At 45.8% G+C, this 22,835-nt stretch carries 25 protein-coding genes; 10 read left to right on the top strand and 15 right to left on the bottom strand.

Annotation, left to right across the window (positions count from 1 at the left end):
- Nucleotides 1–89: 89 nt before the first annotated feature.
- Both gloA and nth read right to left on the bottom strand, forming a co-directional pair.
- Entirely contained in the window at nucleotides 90–494 is a 405-nt protein-coding gene (gene gloA, locus UXZ23_RS01820; RefSeq protein WP_320818949.1) for a lactoylglutathione lyase, read from the bottom strand.
- 27 nt (nucleotides 495–521) lie between these two features.
- Entirely contained in the window at nucleotides 522–1,157 is a 636-nt protein-coding gene (gene nth / locus UXZ23_RS01815) for an endonuclease III (RefSeq protein WP_320818948.1), read from the bottom strand.
- 163 nt (nucleotides 1,158–1,320) lie between these two features.
- Between nth and UXZ23_RS01810 the strand changes: the two genes are divergently transcribed.
- From UXZ23_RS01810 to UXZ23_RS01800, 3 genes are all read left to right on the top strand, one after another.
- A complete protein-coding gene (locus UXZ23_RS01810; protein ID WP_320818947.1) occupies nucleotides 1,321–1,719 on the top strand; it encodes a thioesterase, FlK family in 399 nt (132 codons plus the stop codon).
- A gap of 171 nt (nucleotides 1,720–1,890) precedes the next feature.
- On the top strand, nucleotides 1,891–2,775 hold the full coding sequence (locus UXZ23_RS01805) for a porin family protein (RefSeq protein ID WP_320818946.1): 885 nt from the start codon (nucleotides 1,891–1,893) through the stop codon (nucleotides 2,773–2,775).
- Entirely contained in the window at nucleotides 2,776–3,042 is a 267-nt protein-coding gene (locus UXZ23_RS01800) for an OmpA family protein (RefSeq protein WP_320818945.1), read from the top strand.
- A gap of 534 nt (nucleotides 3,043–3,576) precedes the next feature.
- Here UXZ23_RS01800 and dapD read toward each other — a convergent pair.
- The 11 genes from dapD to sufB form a co-directional block, all read right to left on the bottom strand.
- Nucleotides 3,577–4,605 carry a 2,3,4,5-tetrahydropyridine-2,6-dicarboxylate N-succinyltransferase gene (gene dapD, locus UXZ23_RS01795; RefSeq protein ID WP_320818944.1) on the bottom strand — a complete coding sequence of 343 codons (1,029 nt, stop codon included), beginning with the start codon at nucleotides 4,603–4,605 and terminating at the stop codon, nucleotides 3,577–3,579.
- Between the two features lie 9 nt (nucleotides 4,606–4,614).
- On the bottom strand, nucleotides 4,615–4,968 hold the full coding sequence (locus UXZ23_RS01790; protein ID WP_320818943.1) for an ArsC family reductase: 354 nt from the start codon (nucleotides 4,966–4,968) through the stop codon (nucleotides 4,615–4,617).
- Nucleotides 4,969–5,094: 126 nt separating this feature from the next.
- Nucleotides 5,095–6,006, bottom strand: coding sequence for a response regulator (locus UXZ23_RS01785; protein ID WP_320818942.1), 912 nt, complete (start codon nucleotides 6,004–6,006; stop codon nucleotides 5,095–5,097).
- Between the two features lie 446 nt (nucleotides 6,007–6,452).
- Nucleotides 6,453–7,118 carry a carboxylesterase gene (locus UXZ23_RS01780; RefSeq protein WP_320818941.1) on the bottom strand — a complete coding sequence of 222 codons (666 nt, stop codon included), beginning with the start codon at nucleotides 7,116–7,118 and terminating at the stop codon, nucleotides 6,453–6,455.
- Nucleotides 7,115–8,371, bottom strand: coding sequence for an alanine racemase (locus tag UXZ23_RS01775; RefSeq protein ID WP_320818940.1), 1,257 nt, complete (start codon nucleotides 8,369–8,371; stop codon nucleotides 7,115–7,117). Before UXZ23_RS01775 ends, UXZ23_RS01780 begins: the two co-directional genes overlap by 4 nt.
- Before the next feature lie 121 nt (nucleotides 8,372–8,492).
- Nucleotides 8,493–9,020: a putative Fe-S cluster assembly protein SufT gene (sufT, locus tag UXZ23_RS01770; RefSeq protein ID WP_320818939.1), complete on the bottom strand. Its 528-nt coding sequence runs from the start codon at nucleotides 9,018–9,020 to the stop codon at nucleotides 8,493–8,495.
- Nucleotides 9,021–9,096: 76 nt separating this feature from the next.
- Nucleotides 9,097–9,456 (bottom strand): HesB/IscA family protein, encoded by a 360-nt coding sequence (locus tag UXZ23_RS01765; protein WP_015487471.1) that lies wholly within the window; start codon nucleotides 9,454–9,456, stop codon nucleotides 9,097–9,099.
- 18 nt (nucleotides 9,457–9,474) lie between these two features.
- Nucleotides 9,475–10,698 (bottom strand): cysteine desulfurase, encoded by a 1,224-nt coding sequence (locus tag UXZ23_RS01760; RefSeq protein ID WP_320818938.1) that lies wholly within the window; start codon nucleotides 10,696–10,698, stop codon nucleotides 9,475–9,477.
- Nucleotides 10,695–12,026, bottom strand: coding sequence for a Fe-S cluster assembly protein SufD (gene sufD / locus UXZ23_RS01755; protein ID WP_320818937.1), 1,332 nt, complete (start codon nucleotides 12,024–12,026; stop codon nucleotides 10,695–10,697). The genes UXZ23_RS01760 and sufD overlap by 4 nt, the downstream gene beginning before the upstream one ends.
- A 1-nt stretch (nucleotide 12,027) precedes the next feature.
- Nucleotides 12,028–12,786 (bottom strand): Fe-S cluster assembly ATPase SufC, encoded by a 759-nt coding sequence (sufC, locus tag UXZ23_RS01750; RefSeq protein ID WP_320818936.1) that lies wholly within the window; start codon nucleotides 12,784–12,786, stop codon nucleotides 12,028–12,030.
- A gap of 174 nt (nucleotides 12,787–12,960) precedes the next feature.
- The gene (gene sufB, locus UXZ23_RS01745; protein WP_320818935.1) at nucleotides 12,961–14,403 is read right to left on the bottom strand and encodes a Fe-S cluster assembly protein SufB; all 1,443 of its coding nucleotides are present in this window, start codon (nucleotides 14,401–14,403) and stop codon (nucleotides 12,961–12,963) included.
- Nucleotides 14,404–14,724: 321 nt separating this feature from the next.
- Here sufB and UXZ23_RS01740 point away from each other — a divergent pair, with 321 nt between their 5' ends.
- Complete coding sequence (locus UXZ23_RS01740) at nucleotides 14,725–15,192, top strand: SUF system Fe-S cluster assembly regulator (RefSeq protein WP_320818934.1); 468 nt, start codon at nucleotides 14,725–14,727, stop codon at nucleotides 15,190–15,192.
- 125 nt (nucleotides 15,193–15,317) lie between these two features.
- Here UXZ23_RS01740 and UXZ23_RS01735 read toward each other — a convergent pair whose 3' ends face one another.
- Nucleotides 15,318–15,563: a DUF2164 domain-containing protein gene (locus tag UXZ23_RS01735; RefSeq protein ID WP_320818933.1), complete on the bottom strand. Its 246-nt coding sequence runs from the start codon at nucleotides 15,561–15,563 to the stop codon at nucleotides 15,318–15,320.
- A 223-nt stretch (nucleotides 15,564–15,786) separates the two neighbouring features.
- Between UXZ23_RS01735 and tcdA the strand changes: the two genes are divergently transcribed.
- The 5 genes from tcdA (at nucleotide 15,787) to UXZ23_RS01710 (ending at nucleotide 21,105) form a co-directional block, all read left to right on the top strand.
- The gene (tcdA, locus tag UXZ23_RS01730; RefSeq protein WP_320818932.1) at nucleotides 15,787–16,581 is read left to right on the top strand and encodes a tRNA cyclic N6-threonylcarbamoyladenosine(37) synthase TcdA; all 795 of its coding nucleotides are present in this window, start codon (nucleotides 15,787–15,789) and stop codon (nucleotides 16,579–16,581) included.
- Nucleotides 16,578–16,844: a hypothetical protein gene (locus tag UXZ23_RS01725; protein ID WP_320818931.1), complete on the top strand. Its 267-nt coding sequence runs from the start codon at nucleotides 16,578–16,580 to the stop codon at nucleotides 16,842–16,844. Before tcdA ends, UXZ23_RS01725 begins: the two co-directional genes overlap by 4 nt.
- Nucleotides 16,845–17,063: 219 nt before the next feature.
- The gene (locus tag UXZ23_RS01720) at nucleotides 17,064–18,179 is read left to right on the top strand and encodes a hypothetical protein (protein ID WP_320818930.1); all 1,116 of its coding nucleotides are present in this window, start codon (nucleotides 17,064–17,066) and stop codon (nucleotides 18,177–18,179) included.
- 177 nt (nucleotides 18,180–18,356) lie between these two features.
- Nucleotides 18,357–19,736, top strand: a complete 1,380-nt coding sequence (locus UXZ23_RS01715; protein WP_320818929.1) for a DUF2868 domain-containing protein — start codon at nucleotides 18,357–18,359, stop codon at nucleotides 19,734–19,736.
- On the top strand, nucleotides 19,729–21,105 hold the full coding sequence (locus UXZ23_RS01710) for a DUF3482 domain-containing protein (protein ID WP_320818928.1): 1,377 nt from the start codon (nucleotides 19,729–19,731) through the stop codon (nucleotides 21,103–21,105). The genes UXZ23_RS01715 and UXZ23_RS01710 overlap by 8 nt, the downstream gene beginning before the upstream one ends.
- 22 nt (nucleotides 21,106–21,127) lie before the next feature.
- Here the strand turns inward: UXZ23_RS01710 and UXZ23_RS01705 are convergent, their stop codons facing one another.
- The gene (locus UXZ23_RS01705) at nucleotides 21,128–22,249 is read right to left on the bottom strand and encodes a nucleoid-associated protein (protein ID WP_320818927.1); all 1,122 of its coding nucleotides are present in this window, start codon (nucleotides 22,247–22,249) and stop codon (nucleotides 21,128–21,130) included.
- 164 nt (nucleotides 22,250–22,413) lie between these two features.
- On the opposite strand from UXZ23_RS01705, the gene UXZ23_RS01700 reads away from it, so the two are divergent.
- Nucleotides 22,414–22,809, top strand: coding sequence for a DUF2750 domain-containing protein (locus UXZ23_RS01700; RefSeq protein ID WP_320818926.1), 396 nt, complete (start codon nucleotides 22,414–22,416; stop codon nucleotides 22,807–22,809).
- Nucleotides 22,810–22,835 lie beyond the last annotated feature (26 nt).

Below are 22,835 nucleotides of genomic sequence, written 5' to 3'. Positions count from 1 at the left end.
CTTATAGCCTAGCAGGCTAAAAAGCAATGTGCAGAGAATCTGCGGAGAAGTAGTATCGACACTCTCGTGGGAATCAGACGATCAGTTGATTACATTTCGATAGGATAGGCCGGTTTTTTCTGAATCAGTTCTATCTTATAGCCATCGGGATCTTCAACAAATGCAATCACAGTGGATCCTCCTTTTACTGGCCCTGCTTCACGAGTGATTTTGCCACCGGCAGCGCGAATGGCGTCACATGTCTCGGCGGCATCATCGACTTCGATTGCGATATGACCGTAGCCACTGCCTAAGTCATAGCTGTTTTGATCCCAGTTATAAGTGAGTTCTAACACAGCTCCTTCAGACTCGGATTGAAAGCCAACGAAAGCTAAAGTGTACTTGTATTCCTCATTGTCGCTGCGACGCAGAAGCTTCATACCCATAACTTGGGTGTAAAAATGAATGGCAGCGTCGAGATCGCCAACACGTATCATAGTGTGCAAAATTCTCATCGTTAAATCCTCTTACCGGTTAAATATTTAATCGCTCGTTTTGTCTTTAAACTCACACAAATCTTCAATCAAGCATGAACCGCACTTAGGTTTTCTGGCGACACATACGTATCGTCCATGAAGAATGAGCCAATGATGTGCATCCATTAAGTATTCTTGTGGTACCAAGCGCAAGAGTCGTTGTTCTACTTCATCAACGTTTTTTCCAGGAGCGATTTTAGTACGATTCGATACCCTAAAAATATGAGTATCCACTGCCATCGCAATCTGCCCAAAAGCGGTATTCAACACAACGTTGGCTGTTTTACGTCCCACTCCGGGTAAGGTAACAAGATCATCGCGGTTATCCGGCACGATACTGTTGTGGCGTTCGATTAGCAGTTCTGCCATCTTGATGACATTCTTGGCTTTGCTATTAAATAAGCCGATCGTTTTGATGTACTCTTTTAGGCCTTCTTCGCCTAACTTCAGCATAGCTTCTGGGGTATTAGCGACAGGAAAGAGCTTGCGTGTTGCTTTATTGACACTCACGTCGGTTGCTTGAGCGGATAGCGTTACGGCCACTAACAACTCATAGGGTGAGCTGTATTCTAGCTCCGTAATGGGGGTCGGATTTTCAGCCCTAAGTCGGTTGAATATTTCGATGCGTTTTTGTTTATTCATAAAAGTAGACGCTAGCAATTTCAATTGAGGCAATGGTATCACAGCCAGAAATAGTCGCTTCTTTACACTTTATTATTAATTTTATCATTAGTGCGCGACATTGAGATCGAGATGCATTAACTTACACGGCAGATCCATTCCTGCCAGCAGTTGAGTTTTCGCTATGCACATTGGGCAATCCTACGTTTTTAATTACCGCGTTACCGAATCAGATACCTGCGCATTGACCGCGACGGACCAGGCTAAAGTTCTTTCAACACCGCAAATTGTGGCCTTGATGGAGCATTCGGCTCGTGAGTTGTTGCAACCCGCGTTAGTCGATGGCGAGGCATTGGTTGTACAAACTACCATTCTATCGGTTATCTCACCGGTCAGTTTAGGTGCCGAACTGATGATTGAGGCTAGTTTTCAGGGGGTGTTGCACGGTCTGTACGAGACCGACATTTCGATATCCGATCTCGCGGGCGTTGTTGCACGCGCTCAGCTGGTGCTGTCACCTGGTAACACTAAAGAATACTATCAAGCTGCGTTGAAACGGCAGCGCGGTATTTCAGCTGTTTGAGTTGGAATAGGACGGCATTTAAAAAATGTTCATACGATTATTAATGTTAAGTAAAGTTCCTGCAAACTAACCTTCTAAGCTTTACAAAACTACACATTCGGGGTGTCTTTTTCTGTCAATTCGGTACTATGCGCCAAATTCAAATTTGTACCGTGTAAACAAGGACTGAACATGAATAAGCATCCAATCTTAAAAGCAGGCTTGATCGCACTAGGCGCTCTTGCGTCTACCTCTGCCATTGCCAATGAAAATATGTATATGACGTTTGGTGCAGGTTATTTTGACAATGATCCGTTCGGTGATGTTTACGACGAACAAGGTATTAGAGCTCGTCATAGCTACGAAATTGAAGCATCACTAGGCTATATGTTTAACAATAATTTCGCGGTAGAGGGTTCAGTTGTTATGCCATCTCCGACCCAAGCCTCTGAGCGTGCTGATATCAATCAGTTTCGTTTAAGTGGTTTGTACTTTTTCGGCGAAAAAGCATTAAAGCCATACGTGGCACTTGGTTTAGGTCAGGAAGAGTTTGAAAAAGATGGTTATCCATCGCTCGACTCTCGAGGTGGCTTTTTGTCGCTAGGTGCTGGCATACAGTACGAAATGAACGATGAGTTTTTTGGTCGTGTGGAAGCGCGCATTGATGATTTACAAGACAATATTTCATACCACGCCGTATACATGTTGGAAGTCGGTTATCGCTTTGGCATAGAAAGCAGCGATCGGGTTGCCAGCTATGACGCGGAAAAATCTGCTGTTGCCGCCAATGACTTCTCATCGGAATACTATGATGGCTGCTGCACCGAGGGCAAAGCCGAAGATGCTGGCTCTGCAGAAGCAATGCAATTGGATACCGAGCAACTTGCCGCTTTACCTGCGACAGCAGCGGGTTCGAATGACGATGATCATGGCGGTATTGCTAACGATCTTGATCAGTGTGCACTGACGGCTAAAGGCTTAACGGTTGATGCCAATGGCTGTGCTCAGTTCACAGGTTCTATCAGTAATGTTTTGTTCGAGGTCGAGTCGTCGGTGTTGTCAGTATCGATAAAGTAGATGCTGGACGATGCTGCGAACGAGCTAGCACAATATCCAAATGCTTCTATCACTGTGTCTGCCTTCACCGATAACACAGGTCCTGAGACGTTTAATAAAAACCTCAGCCAAGAACGTGCTAACAACGTGCGTGCTTACCTAATGAAGAAGGGTGTAAGTGCTGATCGTATTGATGCAAAAGGGTTTGGTGAAACCAGTCCTGTTGCGAGCAATGATACTGCTGAAGGTCGTGCTCAAAATCGCCGCGCCGTCTTTGATATTAAATAAGATCTCTTAGTTATTAGCGTTAGAAAAACAAAAGGCCTCGATTTGTTTCGGGGCTTTTTTGTATATGTATTTTGGATTTACGGGCTTAGAAATGAAGAGGGCCTAACACATGTTATGTTAGGCCCGAGCAGGGAGTGTCTGAGCTTTATTCTTGTATTCGTCGCCGTTGTTATTTTTATTCTATCGGTGACGTCGCTCTTTTTATTACTGCTGTTGTTATCGTGGTGAGAGGCTGTTTCGCTTCTTCTGATTCTAATGTTAGTCATGTTTTTTAGGTTTACATTGGCTGTGAGCAAATCGACACAAATAGCCACCTACTGAGTTACATATCAGTACAGGGGTTTACAGTGTCGGGAAAATGACTGATTTACAATTGTTCAAAATACTATTTTGGTCAAAACTTTGACCAAGCAATAGGCGGCGTGCTTAAAAAATTACGAAGGGCGTTGCGGTGTTGAGAGGCCAAAACTGCGTTTACAGCTTCAGCCTCGCGAAGGTCTAACGATCGTTAGACCTGTTGGAGTAAGCGGACGCTTAGTTATTCGCGTGTAATTCTTCGTTTAGAGCAATTGCACTCTTGTTGGTCACACACTCAACAGCACCAGAGATAGAGTTACGACGGAACAGTAGGTCCGATTTACCGGCAAGATCACGACCCTTAACAGTATCGACAACTTGCTTTTGATCATCCAATACTTGGATCTTAGTGCCTGCAGTAACGTACAAACCTGATTCCACCGTACAACGATCACCTAGTGGAATACCGATACCAGCGTTCGCACCTAGTAAACATTTTTCGCCGACTGAAATGATGATGTTGCCGCCACCGGATAGGGTGCCCATTGTCGAACAACCGCCACCTAGATCTGAGCCGTCGCCAACAACAACTCCAGCAGAGATACGACCTTCGACCATAGAAACGCCCAATGTACCGGCATTAAAGTTAACGAAGCCTTCATGCATGATGGTTGTGCCTTCACCAATATGAGCACCTAAACGTACACGCGCAGTATGCGCAATACGTGTGCCGCTTGGCACTATGTAATCGGTCATACGTGGGAATTTATCAACGCTGTTAACGCTGAGTAATTCGCCATTCAAACGTGCTTTTAACTGTGCTTCGGGAAGTTCTGCTAGATCAATTGCACCTTGGTTTGTCCAAGCAACGTTTGGTAGTAGACCAAACATACCGGCCAGATTAACACCGTGTGGTTTAACCAAACGGTGCGACAGAAGATGCAGCTTGAGATAAACCTCTGGGGTGCTGGTCGCTTGTGCATCGGTATCTAAAATTGTCACAGTGATTGGACGAACGCTTTCTGTACATGCGCGTGCTAACGCAGCTTGCTCTGGGGCTACTGCTTCAATGGCATCAGCGAAAGCGGTTAGTTCACCACCATCGACATCCAGTGCCACGTTGCCACCTTCGTAGCCCAAGGTTTCAAGAGCCGCATTAACTAAGCTATCGGCAGGGTGTAATAATGGCTTTTGGAAGTACACTTCCAACCATTCGCCTTTGCTGTTTTTAGTACCTACACCGATAGCTAGTGCAAAAGTTGTCATGGGAATTCCTCACATTATTTCTTGTAGTAGATGTTTGTATTCGTCGGCTTTAAAACCAAGATGTCGAGTGCTGCCGGTATCTAATAGCGGACGCTTAATGATTGATGGGTTCTCTAGCATAATGGCCCGAGCAGAAGTCTCATCAATGGCTTCTTTAACGTCGTCTGGTAGCTTCCGCCAAGTCGTGCCTCGGCGATTTATTAGCGCATCCCAACCAGGGCTTGCTAACCAAGCGTCCAATAACACCGCTGGTAGGCCATCTTTTTTGTAATCATGGAATTCATAGGCAACGCCGGCATCATCAAGCCATGTGCGGGCCTTCTTCATAGTGTCGCAGTTTTTTATGCCGTAGAGGGTAATCATATCCAGTCCTACAGGGCTCTGTTCTTGAGTCTTGGCTAAATTCATTTGGCCATTTGAGGATGCGAAGGATACCAGAAGGCAGGAAGAGGTTCAGCCCAAAGAGGGGGAATTGGCGTCTTGAAGCAGTTATCGGCTTAGTTCGTGCTTAGTAAGGTTCACAAACAAATGATATTCGGTCTCTAATGACTCATATAACAAGTTATCTTTGGCGCTTTGTAACTCTTCTTCGTTTGCCGACTCAAGCTGCAGCGCAATTTGAGCAACTTTAATGGCGCCAACGGTCAACGCTGGACTTTTTAACTTGTGGGCTTGGCGATGGATGGCATCGATATCCAATTTGTCTAAAGCTAACTTCAATGACGCCAGTATTTCTGGACTCGTTTCGCAGAAAATATCGTAGATACTTATCAGTAGTTCTTGGCTGTTGTTGAGGCGAGATAACGCGCCTTGTCTATCCCAAATAGCGTCTATATCTAGAACTGGATTTTGGATTGATGTCGAAATATCTTCTACGTTTTCTATATAAAACTTAAGTTTAAATATCAATTGATCGAAGTCGACGGGTTTCGCTAAGTAGTCATTCATGCCAGCAGCTAAACACCTCTCTTTTTCCCCCGACATTGCGGCAGCTGTTAATGCGATGATGGGTATAGCAGCGTACTTTTGGCCTACTTCGCCATTCCGAATGCATTGAGTTGTTTGATAACCATCCAGTTTTGGCATCTGACAATCCATTAAAATGATATCAATGGAGCTCTTGTTGTATGTCTTCAATATATTTAGTGCATCTTCACCATCAACGGCTTCGAGAATAGTGCCATTTTGTGCCTCCAATAGCCCTAGAACAACGGATCTGTTTGTGAGGTTGTCATCTACAACAAGTATGGTGCAGTTAGCCAAAAAATCACCTATGTCTGGCGTGATAGACCTTGTTGAGCTAGCAATATCTACAGTAGGTTGAGCTAACGGTATTGTAATTGATAAGAGATTAGAAGGTAATTGGTGGTTCAACAAGGTTGGTTTTAAACTACTTGGCACAGACTAACGTGTTACTGAGTTCAATTATATTACAGATAGTTTAGCCTAATTTTCTGTACCGTTATTGCCAAAACAGGACGCTTTGCTCGATATTGGCCTGTTTAGAGCTATTGCTATTGTGTGTTAGTCTATTCTTACTAGGTTCAGTTGTTATTCCACGGCTATCATCGAGTGCTTCCTGAGCTGGTTAAAGCCATCATCAATCAAGTACAAACTATTATTGTTGATTGCGGCTCCCTTGTTAATGATCTCTTGTTTTAAGTTGCTAGATATCGCGAATATTGCTAATTAGAGACCGTACAAGCAGCGGTAGAACTAACCCCGATCAATAGCTAACTGGCTCTCGAGCTGTAGAAAGAGGGAGGCAGGACCGCCGACTTTATCGGCGATTACGTCAGGGTATTTGTTTTGGAAGCAGAGTAGATAGCTACATATTTTTTAGTTAATCAGCGCTGTAAACACTCGCGAATAAATTCCAAAATAATATTGATTTCCTTCTCGCATACTTCATGTGCCATCGCTAAACGATGGCTCTGTGGTTTTAATCCCAGCTCTTGCAGGGCGATGAGGGTGTCATCGGCCAAGGGTATTGGTACGACCATATCCTCAGTGCCATGAACTAATAATATGGGCAGTTCGCAATGAGATACGTGTTTTGGTGCCTTGATCAAATAGGTCGACAACGCCATTAAACCGGCTAAGGCCTTGGGATGGGTTAATGCACATTCCAAGGCCACGGCGCCACCTTGTGAAAATCCGGCTAATAGGATGCGGTTAGCTGCAATACCGAGCGCTATTTGTTGATTTATTAGTTCGTTTATTTGCGCGCAAGTTTCAGCCACATGTTGTGGGTTAACAACACGAGAGGGATTAACAGCTAATATGTCATACCAACACGGCATAGGCATACCGCCATTGATAAAAACCGGCCTAATCGGTGCTTGTGGAAATATCCAACGAATAGCGTGTTCAGCTAAAATAGGACTAAGCATCTTTCCTATGGGATAAAAATCGGATGCATCTGCCCCTAGGCCATGGAGCCAAATAATACAGCTATCTGCCTGTTTTTCAGGCTCAATAGATAGTATTTTTAATGAGTTATTTGTCTTCATTTTAATGGGTAAATTTCCGCTGTAGGGATATCAGAATATACCGGCGGTTGTTCGATGTCGTTCTCTTGAAACACATTCCACCAAGCGGATATCCTGCCATCTTCATAAACACCTATGGTACCAAATTGTAGGAATACCGATTCGCTCTGCTGCGGAGTCATAAAAATAAAGTCATCTTGCTTTATATCGCTATCCACGGGAATGCCATACATTTCTTGATTGCTTGAGCGACCAAAAATTTTGCAATGTTGGGTATCTTCAGGGTAACAAGGATCTGCTAGCCAGTTGCCGCCATAGATAAAACAAGCCCGCTTAGGCAATACACCAATAATACGCAACATGGTTGATATAGCAGGTGTTAACGGAATTTCTGGTTTAGAAATATTTTTTAGTATCGGTGCGGCGATAAAGGCTGCCTTGTGGTGATGCTCTAATGTTTCGGCGGAAAAATTAGAGGGCATTACTAAGGCCGCGCCCGCAGCAATTTCATTCACGAGTTTAGAATTGTGGTACAGGGTGTAGGTAGTACTGCCGCCAGTATTAATGCATAGGTTGTCGAGAATGTGATCACCCAATTCTGCCTTTGCCGCATTTAAAAAATTTGTATAGCGACCTTGTGTATCGGCGAAGGCGCCTTTTATGCCACCTAATATCAGCGGCATTTTAGTGATATGGGCTTCGTAACCCATTAAGCCACTGAGCGTAAGATAATTAGAGCGACGAATAAATCGAAGGGCTGCAGTGAAGTCGGCAGTATTGCGAAACCCTCCTCGATGCAAACCAACGTCGATTTCCAAGCATATGCGAAGGCGCAGATTACGTTGACTCGCTAGGTTTTCGTATTGCTCTAAACGTTCCATGCTGTCGATCAGCCATTGGAGTTGTAATTCGGGCGCAAAGCACATGCTACTTGTTTGCCCTGAATGCCAATCGTAAAACTCCTGAGCGGCACGCACAGGCATAGGTTTGCCCATCAAAATGTCGGACGATGGAATATGATTAACCAATTGCAGTAAAAATGGCAGGTGAAAGCACATAAGGCGCTGGGTTCCCGTTCTCCGCATAACATACTGGAGTAGCGGGATAGATGGCAGCGACTTCGTTACAAGGCGATATTCAAAGCCTTTGTTTAATACATCTATTACGTGATCAATGTTTCTGTCGAGACGTGCTCTATCTATGATTAGAGTCGGGGTGCAGACGCCGGCGGTGTGTAGTGCTGCAGTGATACCTTTAAAATACGCGTCGTTCATTAGGAACCCGAGTCAATTAACATTATTACTGTTGTTATTATGACAACACTATAATGCCAGTGAGACGAATAATCCACGGTTATGCCCATTTGGGCCAATCTCTAGATGAACGACGGTGAGTTTAGAAGAATAACCCTGCTTCTAGCTGAGCTTCTTCGGTCATCATGTCACGATGCCAAGGGGGATCGAAAACCAGTTCAACACTGACTTTAGTGACGTTTGGCACCTTAGCTACGCGGTACTTAACATCGGATATCAACACTGGTCCCATGCCACACGTCGGCGCTGTCAGAGTCATATCAATGACGACTTCTGTGTCGCGAATCTTAATACCGTAGATTAAACCAAGATCGAGTAGGTTGATTGGGATTTCAGGATCATAAATCGTGCGTAGGGCTTGGCGAACTTGTTCTTCATGAACGGCACCATCATCGTGATTTTCAAACACGATCTCTTCGGCTTCTAAGCCTAACGCTGCGGCATCAGTACCATCAACACGCACCATATTGCCATTCATGGTGACAGTGTAATTACCACCAAGGGCTTGGTTAATAGTTACGAAGGTGCCCGCGGGAATAACCGTGGGTATGCCAGATGGAACCTGACGAGCCGGACATGCTTCTTGCGCGACCACCATGCGGCGTTCCATATTCTTCTCCAAAATCGTTTTAGCCGCAGGGGCGATTAGTAAATAGACAGGAACTAATATTACCTATTTTAAAAATTTAAACCGAAAACGACTCGCCACATCCGCACAAATCTTTTGCATTCGGGTTATTGAATTTGATTGTGCTGTTTAACCCTTCTTTGGTGAAATCGATCACAGTACCACGTAAGTATGGCCGTGCTTCTTCCGACACAAACAAGGCAACATCGTCGGCTACTTGAATGGTTTGATCGCCATCAGTTGCTTGTTCAACAAATTCAATATCGTATTTAAAACCAGAGCAGCCGCTCTTTTTAACGCCTAAGCGAATGCCCGCCATATTAGCGTTTTTAATTAGTTGTTTACGAATATGCGCGATAGCGGTGTCGGTCATGCTGACATCGGCCATAGCATTAGGATCAAAGGTTTCGATACTCATAGTGTTTCCTTCTATCCGTTACAGTAAAAACATTTTGGCTTTTTCAAGGCCAGCAAATAAGCGTTCAACATCGTCTAATGTGTTATAAAAACTGAACGACGCTCGTACTGTACCTGGTATTGCATATTGATCCATCAATGGCATTGCACAATGATGACCCGTGCGCACGGCAATACCTTGTTGATCGAGTAGGGTGCCTACATCCCCAGGATGTGCATTAGCGAGTAAAAAGCTAAACACACTGGCTTTTTTTGCAGCAGTACCAATACGACGAATATCTCCGAGCTGCTCAGCTAGTTCATTCGCTTTCAGTAATAACGAGTCTTCGTGCTTGGCTAATGCTACGCGATCGAGCGTATTTAAATAATCAATTGCCGCAGCTAAGCCAATGGCACCGGCAATATTTGGCGTACCGGCTTCAAATTTATACGGCAATACATTGTACGTCGTTTTCTCAAACGAGCAGTGCGCAATCATCTCGCCGCCGCCTTGGTATGGGGGCATTGCATTGAGTAAATCTTCTTTGCCGTACAATACGCCGATGCCGGTAGGCCCGTACAATTTATGACCAGAAAATGCGTAAAAATCGACGTCTAAAGCCTGCACGTCGACATTCCAATGCGATACCGCCTGAGCACCATCGACCAAAACTTTAGCACCAACTTCGTGTGCCATCTTAATAATGGTTTCGACTGGGTTTATGGTGCCAAGTGCGTTCGATACATGCACGACAGATACTAGCTTCACCTTATCGCTCAACATGGTGGCAAAGGCGTCCATATCAAGCTCGCCATTTTCCTTTACTGGAATTGGGCGCAATTTAGAGCCAGTTTGCTCACACAGCATTTGCCACCGCACTATGTTGGAGTGGTGCTCCATGCCGGTGACTAGAATTTCGTCACCCGCTGTTAAATTCTGACGACCCCAAGTGGAAGCCACGAGATTGATGGACTCGGTTGTGCCGCGTGTCCATACAATTTCTTCAGATTTCTTTGCATTTAAAAACTGTTGTAATGTGACACGAGCCCCCTCAAATGCTTGAGTCGCTCGGTCGCTTAAAGTGTGCGCACCACGATGCACGTTCGAGTTGTCGTGCGCGTAATAATGCGCAAGCGCGTCGATGACGGCTTGGGGCTTTTGCGTCGTCGCACCGTTGTCTAAATACACTAATGGCTTGCCATTAACGTCTTGGTTTAACGCTGGAAAGTCGGCACGAATTCGCAGTATATCTGCATTGGTCATGCATGTTCTCCCGCTAATGCCTTGGCCAACTCAGGACTACGACCAAAACGTTCAGAAAGAATAGGGTAAAGCCATTCGCCTACACCGGTATGAACCGTGGCAGCTAATAGTTCGTTAATAAAACCAAAGCTCAGCATGATCTCAGCATCTTTGGCGCTGATGCCACGGCTTTGCAAATAGAAACTGGCTTTCTCATCCAGTTGTGCAACGGTTGCGCCGTGAGCACATTTTACATCGTCGGCGTAGATTTCTAATTCTGGCTTGGTGTAAATCTCTGCAGTATTGGTTAGCAACAAATTCTTATTGCTTAATTCAGCCAAGGTTTTTTGTGCATCCGGGTGAATATGAATACGACCGTTAAATACGGCTTTGGATTTGTGATTCATAATCCCACGGAAAACTTCATTGCTAGTGCAATGTGCCGCCTTGTGTTCGATACAGGTGTGAAAGTCGATCAACTGCTGGTTTTGCGGAACATAAATACCCGCCATTTCGCAGTGCGAGCCACCAATGTTGTGATTTACCACCACATCATTACGGGTTAAACGAGTACCTAAGCCAAGGTAGAAGCCGTTGTAATTGGCATCGCGTTGCAGATCAATGTGCGTGCTACCAATATGCAGTGCATCTTCTTGCATCAGCTGTAAGCGGTAATGTGTGAGACGCGCATTATCTCCGACAACAATTTCGGTTACTGTATTCGTGAAGCTATTTTGATTTTCGTTAGTCGAGCCAAAGTGTTCAATTATATTGGCACTGGCACCTTGCTCTAACACCACCAATAAGCGCTCGTTTAAGGTGAATGCGCTTTTTTGTTGCGTCGTAATGTAGCTGATTTGCAATAGGGTCTCAGCTTGCACATTGCGATTAACCAGCACAAAGTAACCATCACTAATCGCAGCATTGTTAAGCTGGTTGAATACATGTCCGCTTTTGTCACTTAGGGTTTGGCCTAAGTACTGAGCGATCTGATCTTTTTGATCTGCGTTGGCATCGGCAAAACGAACAATGCGATTAAGCGCAGCTTCGTCGGATAGCTCTGCGCATAACTGGCCATTAACGAGTACCAAACGATCAGCGTTGATATTTGGAATCGTTACTAAGGTACGAATCGCATCAATATCAAAATCGGCAGACTTTGCTCGAGAGGCGAAATTGCCGGTTAGCAAGGTATGTAGCGATGTATATTTCCACGCTTCTGTTTTACGGTTAGGCATACTGGCTTGGGCAAATGCACTGCGGCCACGCTCATTCAGCGTGCTCAATAGTGCCAATGGTGTTTGCGCTGTGGCTAACGCCAGTTGCTGATTTTGAAACTGCTCAGGCATGTTAAGCGGCTCCGTTGTCTGCGGTTTCTAACCAGCCATAACCTTTTTCTTCTAACTCTAAGGCCAGTTCTTTACCACCTGATTTTACGATGCGGCCGTTAGCCAATACGTGAACATAATCCGGTACGATGTAATCCAACAAACGCTGATAGTGAGTAACTACAATAAAACTGCGGTTAGCATCACGCATGGCATTAACGCCTTCTGCTACTACTTGTAATGCGTCGATATCTAAACCTGAATCAGTTTCATCAAGAATGCACAGGCTCGGCTCTAGCATCATCATTTGCATTAATTCGTTACGCTTTTTCTCGCCGCCGGAGAAACCTTCGTTAACACCGCGCTTTAAAAAGCCTTGGTCTAAGTTAACGGCTTTGCATTTTTCTCGTGCCAATTTCAAAAACTGCACAGAATCCAATGCTTTTTTGCCTTGGTGCGCACGTACCGCATCAACAGAGGCGTTTAAAAATTCGAGATTCGATACACCCGGAATTTCAACAGGATATTGGAATGCCAAAAACACACCTTCGCGGGCGCGTTCTTCTGTATCCATTGCAAAAATATCTTTACCGTTCAGCGTTGCTGTGCCGCTAGTCACTTCGTAACCTGGGCGACCGGCTAGTACGTTACCAAGAGTACTTTTACCGGCACCGTTAGGCCCCATGATGGCGTGTACTTCCCCCGGCTTAATATCCAATGATAAACCTTTCAGAATATCTTTTTCTTCAACGCGGGCGTGTAAGTTATTAATGCTGATCATGCTGTTACCTTGTTTTCATTAGCCTCACTTAATTCGTTTTATTGGTTGATTAAGTTGGGCGTTAAATTTTAATTTCGACTCATGGAATTAGCGGATTGGCCATCGCCACTGCTCGCTTCGCTCCCTGAGTACCTCCTACAGGATCTGACTACTTCAATTCAACGAAGTAATCGGTTAACCGACAGAACCCTCAAGCGAAATCTCTAATAGCTTGCCTGCCTCAACCGCAAATTCCATCGGCAACTCTTTAAATACTTCTTTGCAAAAGCCATTAACAATCATAGAAACGGCTTTTTCAGTATCTATACCGCGTTGCTGACACAAAAATAGTTGGTCATCACTTACCGTAGAGGTCGTTGCTTCGTGCTCAATAATTGCAGAAGGGTGCTTGCTCTCGATATAAGGGAAGGTATGTGCGCCACACTTATCACCAATTAATAGCGAGTCACACTGGGTGTAGTTACGAGCGCCTTCGGCTGTTGGATTCATTCGCACTAAACCGCGATAGGCGTTCGAGCTTTTACCCGCTGAAATACCTTTCGAGATGATGGTCGAGCGCGTATTTTTACCCAAATGAATCATCTTCGTGCCAGTATCGGCTTGCTGATAATTGTTGGTTAACGCGACGGAATAAAATTCACCGATGGAATTATCGCCTTTTAATACACAACTTGGGTATTTCCAAGTAACAGCAGAACCAGTTTCCACCTGAGTCCAACTGACCTTAGCGTTGGTATGGGCAACCGCACGTTTAGTCACGAAGTTGTAACTACCACCTTTACCTTCGGCATCACCTGGGTACCAGTTTTGTACTGTGCTGTATTTGATTTCAGCATTATCTAACACAATCAATTCAACGACGGCGGCGTGCAATTGATTTTCATCGCGCATGGGTGCAGTGCAGCCTTCGAGGTAGCTCACATAAGAACCTTCGTCGGCAATAATCAATGTACGTTCGAACTGACCCGTTTTGGCTTCGTTAATACGAAAGTAAGTTGATAGTTCCATTGGGCAACGCACACCCTTGGGAATATATACGAACGAGCCATCACTAAATACCGCACTATTTAACGCCGCAAAATAGTTATCGCGTTGAGGCACCACACTGCCCATGTACTTTTTAATCAGCTCAGGGTGCTTATGTACCGCTTCTGAAATTGGCATGAAGATGACGCCGGCTTCTTCTAGCTTAGCTTTGAACGTTGTACCAAGAGACACAGAGTCGAATACCGCATCGACGGCAATACCTGCCAGCGCCATCTGCTCGTGCAATGGAATGCCGAGCTTGTCGTAAACTGCCAATAACTCAGGATCGACCTCATCTAAGCTCTTTGGCATGTCGGCCAAGCTCTTGGGGGCAGAGTAGTAGGACACCTCTTGATAATCAATCTTCGGGAAATGAACATGAGCCCATTCAGGCTCCTTCATATCCAGCCACTGGTGATAGGCCTTCAAGCGCCACTCCAGCAACCACTCAGGCTCGCCTTTTTTGTTCGAAATAAAACGGACAGTATCTTCGCTCAGGCCCGCAGCAAGGGTCTCTGACTCGATATCACTGATAAATCCGGCTTTGTATTCCCCGCCCATGCGGCGTTCGATTTCGGCGTTACTACTCATGGCGATCTCTCTTGGGTGTCTGGCTCATGAATGCTCCTGGCGTGCCTGCGGGTTGCGCGAAGACGAGCTAAGAACCATGCTTGTGGCGCTGATTTGCGTGTGCGTTCTAATGCGCATCATTCTACCAAATCTCAACGCTGTATCGGAGTATTTTACTCGGGTATCGCAATCAATACCAACTTGGTATGATTTGATTTATGGTGATTCTATCAAAGAGAATGAATTCTGACCAATCTACTGGGGTATTTGTTCTCAAAGTCTCGCAAAATCGACCTGTCAGATGGTTCATACAAGCAAAATAAGGCGTTAAAAGGTGGGATTATGCTGAAGATCGGCAAACTGACAGATTATGGGATCGTGGTACTTAACCACCTTGCCCAGTCGGCCTCGTTGCAGCAATCGACCGACGACATAGGTCTTGCCACTGGTTTGGCTACCGCAACGGTACGCAAAGTGATGAAAGCGCTGGCCGATGCCGGCCTAGTGATTACCCGTCGCGGTGCTCATGGTGGCTATCGCCTAGCACGTTCGCCATTGCAGATTAGCGTACTAGATGTCGTAGAGGCCTTTGAAGGCCCAGTCGCGCTGACCGAATGCAGCACTGACGACCATCACTGCGATATTACCGAAAACTGCTCACTCGCCAGCAACTGGGGTGGAATCAATCAACTTTTGATGCAGGTGCTATCCCGAGTGACGCTAGAAGACCTGCGTAACCCACATGTGCAAGACAGGTTGTATCGCGAATTAGTGCAGCAATCGCCACGGATACAGTTGGTGAATTTGTGAGGGGAGAGGGATCTTTTTAACTGTTTGTGCCGATGTCTTTTTTGTAAGAGCACTCAACGAATCCATTTGCTCGTATTTCCTACCACATCGATATGAATCCATTTCACTATTTCAATCCAACTTTTTCACAGGGTCGGCTTTTCTAGCTCTTGAATTAGGTAACTCAATTCGTCGGCTTTTTCAGAAAACAGCGTCTGTGCATCAGATAGGCCTTGGTTGTAAAAGTAGGCTCCGATTTCTTTAGCGAAAAAGTCGATTAAAAATTCAGCTTGAAATCCACCAATGTCTTGGTTTAATTCAGCATTGAAGTAGTTTTTTACTTTACGGATCACTCGATCTTTCTCTTCCGTAGATAATTTAATATCGGTCATTGTTACCTCATGGTTTATCTGCGTTATGGCGAACGTCTATATTGCAGGTTTTAGCATCTTGAGCAATGTTTTTGCTCATCATGCTCAATCGCGGATAAGATCCTCTCTTTCAGCCTAGATTCGCTCGCAAGAGACTCGTGTTGCTCAATAAACCCATGTCCCGCAAGTCGTTCGCCTATATAATCGGCATATTGTTTTCATCCCAAACTCAATAGGAATCCGCGTGACACCTGATTATCTCGATCGTTTTGGTGGTATTGGTCGCTTGTATGGCACTGCTGGTTTGCAGCGTTTGCACGCTGCGCATGTATGCGTGATTGGTATTGGTGGTGTCGGCTCTTGGGCGGCGGAGGCCTTGGCGCGTTCCGGTATTGGCCGTATCACCTTGATCGATATGGATGATATCTGTGTGACCAACACCAACCGTCAGATTCATGCGATGAAGGGCACGGTCGGGCAATTGAAGGTGGAAGCCGTGGCCGAGCGTATTCGTTTGATCAATCCTGACTGCCAAGTTGATGCCCGTATGGCGTTTGTGACAGCGGCGAATTTGGAGGAAATGATCAGTGCGGATATGGATTACGTGGTCGATTGCATCGACAGTGTGAAGAATAAAGCCGCGCTTATCGCTTTTTGTAAGCGTCGTAAAATTCGCATTGTGACTACCGGTGCCGCGGGTGGGCAAACCGATCCTACGCAAATTCAAATTGGTGACTTAAATAAAACCTTTAATGATCCATTAGCGCGCAAAGTGCGGTCTTTATTACGGCGCGAATACAATTTTTCCCGTAATCCATCGCGTAATTATTCGATTCCGTGTGTGTTCTCGACTGAGCAGCTGCAATATCCGCAGGCGGATGGCACTGTGTGTCAAACCAAGCGTTTTGATGGTGATAGTACGCGCTTAGATTGCGCCAGCGGTTTTGGTGCGGCCACTATGGTCACCGGTACTTTTGGTTTTGTGGCGGCGTCGCGTGTGGTTAAGCGTATTGCTGAAGATGCGGGGAAAAAGGCATGAGTAAGCTTGCGTCGTTATTAATGGATTTGCTCTGCCACATTACAATTGAGCCCGACGATGGCCTAAATCCAGACGATACGGCTGATCTGCAAATTGATACTTGGCAGGCGTTAATTCACGATCTTTCTGATTCCGAATTGAGCTTAGTTAAAACCGCCGCGCAGGCCAAGCTAACGGCGTTAGAAAGTATTTCACGGCCATCTGCAGACGAGGAGCAGTTGATGGCGATTCTCGACGCCTTTATCAACAATGAGCTGCAATAAGTCGCTATTATTCCACTGGTGTTTGACTAGTCATTATCTGCCACTATTCGACATTATGACCCCTTGTTGTTTCTGTGAGTCAACTTATCCTCGTGTTTATCTATAACTGTCCGAACCTAACCTCAAAGACGAGTTCTTATCGCTGGTAGGATGTGGGTCTGTTTGCGTTGATGAGGCATTCCTCGCGGCGGCATAACTTTTTGGCAAAGGATTATAACAATGACAACTCTCACGAAAGTTTTGGGGCATGGCGCGGTTGCGATGGCAATGGCACTGAGTTTAACGGCGTGTAATTGGGGTGATGAGGTTATCGACGAAATCGGTACTGATGATCCAACAACGGATCCAGTCGATCCAGATCCGATTGATCCAGCACCAGTTGATTTGTCGGGCTTACCTGCTGCGAACTCTGCGTTAAGCACCACCTCTCCAGAAGGCATCTGGATGTTGATAGCGACTGAAGACTCAACGCTACCAAACGATGCCGACAGCATGAACCCATTTAATTTTACTAGCACTAGCCGCGAGCTAGTCGCTATCAGTGTAAATGCTGATGGTATTTATACTGTTACTCGTTGCGAAGGCGGCTGGCGTGATGCGTATACGTTAACAGCTACCGCTGATGGTTATACCGCTTCTTTAAGCGAAACGACGGCCGCTGATTCGTCAGGTGTGTCTTACACCACAGATACGAATTTCACTGTGACTTATAGCGCGGACTTCCAAACACTAACCGTGAACGGCAGCGCGATTACCACGCCAGTGGGCGAGAACTTAACGTTAGCTATTGAAGGCGTAAAGGTCAGCGACAGTACTGATTTCTCGACGGCTCCTGAGCTGACCTATAGCTACAACTTGGATTACACCAACTTAGGTACGGCGGGCGAGCAAACGTCGGCTATTGCGCAGTGTATTGGTGTGCAAACGGCAACGAAAACGACCGAGCAACCGAATGATGTTTGGCAGGTGGATCAAAGCGAATACACCTTTTACAACGCCAGCAATCAGCAGCTTCAGTACTATCGTTTTGATCAAAACATTGATGGTGTGATCACAAATACGTTAGGTGCGACGATTAATACCGCCGCGGTAACGACTTTGTACATTAATACCTGCAATGACACTGAGCCAGACTGCAATGCAGCTGCGAACTGGGCAGAGGCTATTTCAAACGATGCGACGACCGTTGCCTTTGATGTTAATTACGAAGTAGTGAATAACGACTATGTGATTAATCCATTAGCGTTAACGCCGTTTACTGCATTCTTGTGGCCACATGATGGTGACTTTATGCATGGTGCTGCTTCTGTGGTTATTAACCCCGTTGCTCCTTGATCTTAAGTGAAATATTAATTTGCGTTGATTAGCAAATAATAAAAACCCGCGAAAGCGGGTTTTTTTATACTTGTTCGTTGGTCATTCTCAGCACTGCTGAGCTTGGCGTAACCGCTATTTATTAACCAGTCGTAATGCTAAGCTTTCGAGTCATTGGTTCGCAGCGGGTGGATAAGGGTGTCACTGGATTACCGTGAGAAAATAGAGATTGAGCAGTTACGGTCTATCGAGCAACAGAGTCAAGCATTGACCATACGTGCCCAGCCGGCCTCAAGTTTTGAGGCGTTTCTACGTCAGCGAGTTTCACAGAGTAAGTTACAACCTGAATTCGAGAGTGCCCTTGATCAAGCGCAGCATTGGTTTCGAACCTTATTGTTGGGCAGTTGTTTGCTGGCTGGCCTAGCGGGTATGTTCGCCGTTGTTCAAGCGGTTAGCGGTGCTGGCACTTTGAATGTGTTTTGGGTGTTGATGGTTTTGTTAGGCTTTAATTTGTTGTCGTTTGTGCTTTGGTTGCTGTTCACTTTTGTATTACGTACACCGGCAAGCAGTCCGCTCGTGTCGATATTTATGCCTTGTTTGAACTGGACTATAAAGCTGGCGGCAAAGGGTCATTATTCGCAATATGCGAGCAAAACTTGGTTGCATATTCAACTGTCCAATCCGCAAGGAAAGTGGTTTATAGGGCGCGTCGTGCATAGTGTTTGGTTAAGTTATTTAGCGGGCGGTTTTATCGCTTTACTGTTGGTATTGATGACGCGCCAATACGATTTTATTTGGGGGTCAACCATATTAGACCAAGCAGCATTCCAGCAGTTAACCGCTTATTTAAGCTTTTCTATGGATGTTATTCATTGGCCGACACCCTCGGTTGATGAGGTTATTGCCAGTCAGCAAGGGCTGAACGAAATGAGTTCAACCTTGCGTTCTTCATGGGCCTATTTTTTGTTGGGATGTTTGCTATTTTACGGTTTATTTCCTCGGTTAGTGGCATGGGTTATGTGTCGCGTACTCGGCGCAGTTCAATTGCGTCGGTTTTCTCTGAATTATCAAGATCCCTACTATCTTGCGCTTAAACGTGAATGGCAGCCACTGAGTGGCCAGGGTGATATTTTAGATGCCGACAGTCATGCGCAACCTCATCAGTCGTTGCAGAAGACGAAGCAAAGTTTTCGAGCATTACCTAGCGAAGCGCTGTTCTTAGGCTTCGAGCTACCTAGGTCACTGGTCACCCAATTACCATCCCAATTGACTACTCCGGTACTGGTCAATGTGGTTAATAAAGATACAACTGACCAAGCATTAGCGTTTATTAAAAATAGCGCGGGTAGCGTGGTGTTTTTGGTCAATGCTAATAAGCCACCCGACCGTGGGACATTGCGGTTGTTGCAGAGCCTGATGCCGAAAGGTAAGAAATATTGGCTCGGGTGTATTGAGGATGGGGCAATGCGGATTGCTAGTGAAAATACTTATGCGCAATGGCAAGAGCAGGCGCAAATGTTGAGTATTCAGCCCCAACACTGTGTGTTATTACAAAGTACGGATGGCGCTCATGACTAATAAGCAGATTTCGTTACCCATCATTTTAAGCGTTGTCGGGCATACTAATACGGGTAAAACCTCGCTAGTGCGCACGCTCATGCGCAATTCTGATTTTGGTGAAATTGATAATCGCGCTGGTACTACTCGACATGTAGAGTCGGCGCAGATTTTTCTAGCCGATAAAGCCTTTCTCGAATTGCGTGACACGCCCGGATTAGAAGACTCCGTAGCGCTGGCGGAACGTTTGCAAGCACTTACATCGGCTAACTTATCGGGGCGCGATACTCTGGTTAGTTTTGTTAGAGACTCTGCTAATCAACAAGAGTTTGATCAAGAGCTAAAGGTTCTCAATCAAATTCTAATCAGCGATATTATTTTGTATGTTATTGATTGCCGCGAACCCGTATTGGAAAAATACCTCTTTGAGTTACGGTGTTTGAGCATGGCTGCAAGGCCGATTATTCCTGTGCTTAATTTTATTGAAAAGGGCGGAAATCACAAAACTGAATGGCGTAAAACCTTAGCCGATTTTAATTTCCACTCCTTGGTCGAATTCGACACGGTAGCATTTAGCTTTGATGCGGAAAAACGCTTGTATCGAAAGTTCCAAACCGTACTTGAGCCCTATTATGCGCTGCTAGAAACCTTCATCCAGCAGCGCGAAGAAGATTGGTTGGCATTAAGGCACGCATGCATTCAATGCAGCAGCGAATTTATGCTGGCAGTCAGTAAAATTCAGGTGACTGTCGATACCACTGCGGCAGACAAAAATGCTGAAGTTGAGGCCACCACTCGGCTACAAAATACGGTGCGAGCTAAAGAAAAAGAACAGCTGGGGCGCATTTTGCAGTTACTGCAGTTCTCTGCAGATGATATCCAATACGCCAATGTTCCGATTAAAGACGGGCGTTGGACACTGGATTTATTTGCCCCTGAGGCATTGAAAAAATTTGGTATTGATACCGCGTCTGCGGCGGCAACGGGTGCTGCTATTGGTGTCGGCGTTGACGTCATGCTCGCTGGCTTGAGTTTAGGTACGGCAACGCTTGCCGGTGCCGTTTTGGGTTCGTCCTGGAGTACTGGTAAGCGGTTTGGTAAGCAACTATTAGCAAGGTATCGAGGGCAGTATGTCGTTGGGCTTGATCAGCCAACGATAACCTTGTTACTTGCACGTCAGTCGCACTTGTTGGATGCCTTGTTTCATCGCGGCCATGCCGCGCAGCAGCAACTTATGCTGGATGACGATGCGGTGACCAAACTTGATTATTCTGAGCCGCTGCAAGCGTTAAAAAAGATACAGAATTTGGCGGTGGGAGATGATGAAGAACTGGAAGCAGATATTAAACAGGTGTTAAACAACTGGTTTACGACTGTGATATCTGCATAGAGATGAGCATCTAAATCAGGCGCTAGCCTTCGTCGTCGTATTTCGATTTGCCTTTAAGCTGCTTTAGCAGGCTCTCGGGTATCGCGTTAACGATAAGACGCTTATTGGGTGCGTCGAATTCGATGCCTTCGCCCATCAAGTTAGCGGAAAAACTAATGCTTAAATCTTTGTTCTTACCGCTGTAACGAATAAATCCACGTAATTGTTTTCTATCTGGGATTAACTCGGCTTTTACCGCTTCGGCCACTTCAATCATTGGCGCGCCTTGGGCGGCTAATTGCTCAGGGCTTAGGCCCGAATTACTGCGCTGTTGTTGGCGCGTTTCTTTTTTCTTCTCGATAATGTAATGCGAAAATGCTTCCGCTGGATGCGACTTGGTTTCGGCGGCTAAATGATCGGCAAGCTCATCAAATACAACGGGTTCACCGCGTAAATCATGCTCCATGCAGTAGCCCACCACTTTGGCCTTGTACTCAAAGCGTTGTTCTTCAGGCAGCGTTTGGCTGTATTGATCCACTATCGACAAAAACTCTTCAGTTTCGGCTTGGGTGTTGAGGGTATCGGTAAAACCAATGCCTGCAGCCATATGATTTTGCAGTGGCTTATCACCGCGCCCAAATGAGAAGGTGATGTACTTGCTATCACTATCTTGCTGCCAATCCGTCAGGTTAATACAAACGCCAAAGCCAGTATTGGAGAAGTCGATGTAGCGCGTTTCCGTCAGGCTCATGTCTGCGCCGACGCTCACACTCTCTTTGTGGCGTAAGTGAAATACATACAGCTTGTCGTGATCAGCTAAGGTTTCGTAAAAATAGGCAAGATAACCTTCCATCTCAAATTCGCTGCTATCCAGAGTCGAGCTTAAGTGCTCGGTTAGGCGCTTGGAGAAGCTTTGGAACGACATGCCATCGCGTTGCCAATCTTTGATGAGGCCGCGCACCGTCGGCTGCTCGTCGGAGAACACGCCATAGCGTTTGCCGCTGCGTTGCATCAGTATGCCTTTCAGCTGAGATGCCGCTTGCTGATAATACGGCGCCAGAGCACCTTCGTCGGCATTGCCTTCTAGCACGCTACAGTTAAGTTTCGCAGCCGGATCGTTGCTCGCTTTAGCGATTTGGTGGGTAATGAAAAAACGTAATGCCATGATGAAGATGCCGAATTTGAGAGCTGCATATGATAACACGGCAAAATGCTCTGACACCGTTACGGCGATAGTAATTCATCCTTCGATTTCGAGCATTTCAGCGCTGAGAGCGTTACACTTAGGTCTTTACATGAATTGCTTTAGCCTTTGTATTGGAACTTCAGATGACTTACTCATTATCTAGCAAAAACCGTCAAGCATCCTTGGCGTTATCCGACAACAAGCGTTACGAACTTTTTGTTCGCAAAGTTGCAGAAGAGGGTGAGATTTGGAGTCTAGCGAATGACGAAGGTTGGGTAACCGTTACCGGTGAAGATGGTGAGAACTGCTTGCCTGTATGGCCGCATCCTGACTATACCTTGGATTGGGCGAATGGCGATTGGGCTGACTGCAAGCCAAAGATGATAGATTTAGCGACTTGGTTAGAGCGTTGGACCCCTGGCCTAGATCAAGACGAAACTTTACTGGTAGTACTACCTAATCTGAAAGAAGAGGCGGTTTTAGTTGATCCTCTCGTACTTGATGAAGACATTCGCGCAGCATTGGATGCAGTAGAATAATTGTAACGTTCGTTGCTTAACAAATG

The organism is Thalassolituus sp. (assembly GCF_034111725.1).
Lineage (GTDB): Bacteria > Pseudomonadota > Gammaproteobacteria > Pseudomonadales > Oceanobacteraceae > Thalassolituus.
This window is presented reverse-complemented; position numbering and strand designations above follow the sequence as displayed.

What these genes read in the sequence shown, in the direction of transcription:
- UXZ23_RS01700 (WP_320818926.1), top strand. Translation starts at nt 22,414, where the DNA reads ATGACTTACTCATTATCTAGCAAAAACCGTCAAGCATCCTTGGCGTTA.
- sufT (WP_320818939.1), bottom strand. Translation starts at nt 9,020, where the DNA reads ATGGAACGCCGCATGGTGGTCGCGCAAGAAGCATGTCCGGCTCGTCAG.
- dapD (WP_320818944.1), bottom strand. Translation starts at nt 4,605, where the DNA reads ATGACAACTTTTGCACTAGCTATCGGTGTAGGTACTAAAAACAGCAAA.
- sufB (WP_320818935.1), bottom strand. Translation starts at nt 14,403, where the DNA reads ATGAGTAGTAACGCCGAAATCGAACGCCGCATGGGCGGGGAATACAAA.
- UXZ23_RS01735 (WP_320818933.1), bottom strand. Translation starts at nt 15,563, where the DNA reads ATGACCGATATTAAATTATCTACGGAAGAGAAAGATCGAGTGATCCGT.
- UXZ23_RS01720 (WP_320818930.1), top strand. Translation starts at nt 17,064, where the DNA reads ATGACAACTCTCACGAAAGTTTTGGGGCATGGCGCGGTTGCGATGGCA.
- sufD (WP_320818937.1), bottom strand. Translation starts at nt 12,026, where the DNA reads ATGCCTGAGCAGTTTCAAAATCAGCAACTGGCGTTAGCCACAGCGCAA.
- UXZ23_RS01760 (WP_320818938.1), bottom strand. Translation starts at nt 10,698, where the DNA reads ATGACCAATGCAGATATACTGCGAATTCGTGCCGACTTTCCAGCGTTA.
- UXZ23_RS01710 (WP_320818928.1), top strand. Translation starts at nt 19,729, where the DNA reads ATGACTAATAAGCAGATTTCGTTACCCATCATTTTAAGCGTTGTCGGG.
- UXZ23_RS01765 (WP_015487471.1), bottom strand. Translation starts at nt 9,456, where the DNA reads ATGAGTATCGAAACCTTTGATCCTAATGCTATGGCCGATGTCAGCATG.
- UXZ23_RS01805 (WP_320818946.1), top strand. Translation starts at nt 1,891, where the DNA reads ATGAATAAGCATCCAATCTTAAAAGCAGGCTTGATCGCACTAGGCGCT.
- sufC (WP_320818936.1), bottom strand. Translation starts at nt 12,786, where the DNA reads ATGATCAGCATTAATAACTTACACGCCCGCGTTGAAGAAAAAGATATT.
- UXZ23_RS01775 (WP_320818940.1), bottom strand. Translation starts at nt 8,371, where the DNA reads ATGAACGACGCGTATTTTAAAGGTATCACTGCAGCACTACACACCGCC.
- UXZ23_RS01780 (WP_320818941.1), bottom strand. Translation starts at nt 7,118, where the DNA reads ATGAAGACAAATAACTCATTAAAAATACTATCTATTGAGCCTGAAAAA.
- UXZ23_RS01725 (WP_320818931.1), top strand. Translation starts at nt 16,578, where the DNA reads ATGAGTAAGCTTGCGTCGTTATTAATGGATTTGCTCTGCCACATTACA.
- gloA (WP_320818949.1), bottom strand. Translation starts at nt 494, where the DNA reads ATGAGAATTTTGCACACTATGATACGTGTTGGCGATCTCGACGCTGCC.
- UXZ23_RS01790 (WP_320818943.1), bottom strand. Translation starts at nt 4,968, where the DNA reads ATGATTACCCTCTACGGCATAAAAAACTGCGACACTATGAAGAAGGCC.
- UXZ23_RS01740 (WP_320818934.1), top strand. Translation starts at nt 14,725, where the DNA reads ATGCTGAAGATCGGCAAACTGACAGATTATGGGATCGTGGTACTTAAC.
- UXZ23_RS01810 (WP_320818947.1), top strand. Translation starts at nt 1,321, where the DNA reads ATGCACATTGGGCAATCCTACGTTTTTAATTACCGCGTTACCGAATCA.
- UXZ23_RS01705 (WP_320818927.1), bottom strand. Translation starts at nt 22,249, where the DNA reads ATGGCATTACGTTTTTTCATTACCCACCAAATCGCTAAAGCGAGCAAC.
- nth (WP_320818948.1), bottom strand. Translation starts at nt 1,157, where the DNA reads ATGAATAAACAAAAACGCATCGAAATATTCAACCGACTTAGGGCTGAA.
- UXZ23_RS01800 (WP_320818945.1), top strand. Translation starts at nt 2,776, where the DNA reads ATGCTGGACGATGCTGCGAACGAGCTAGCACAATATCCAAATGCTTCT.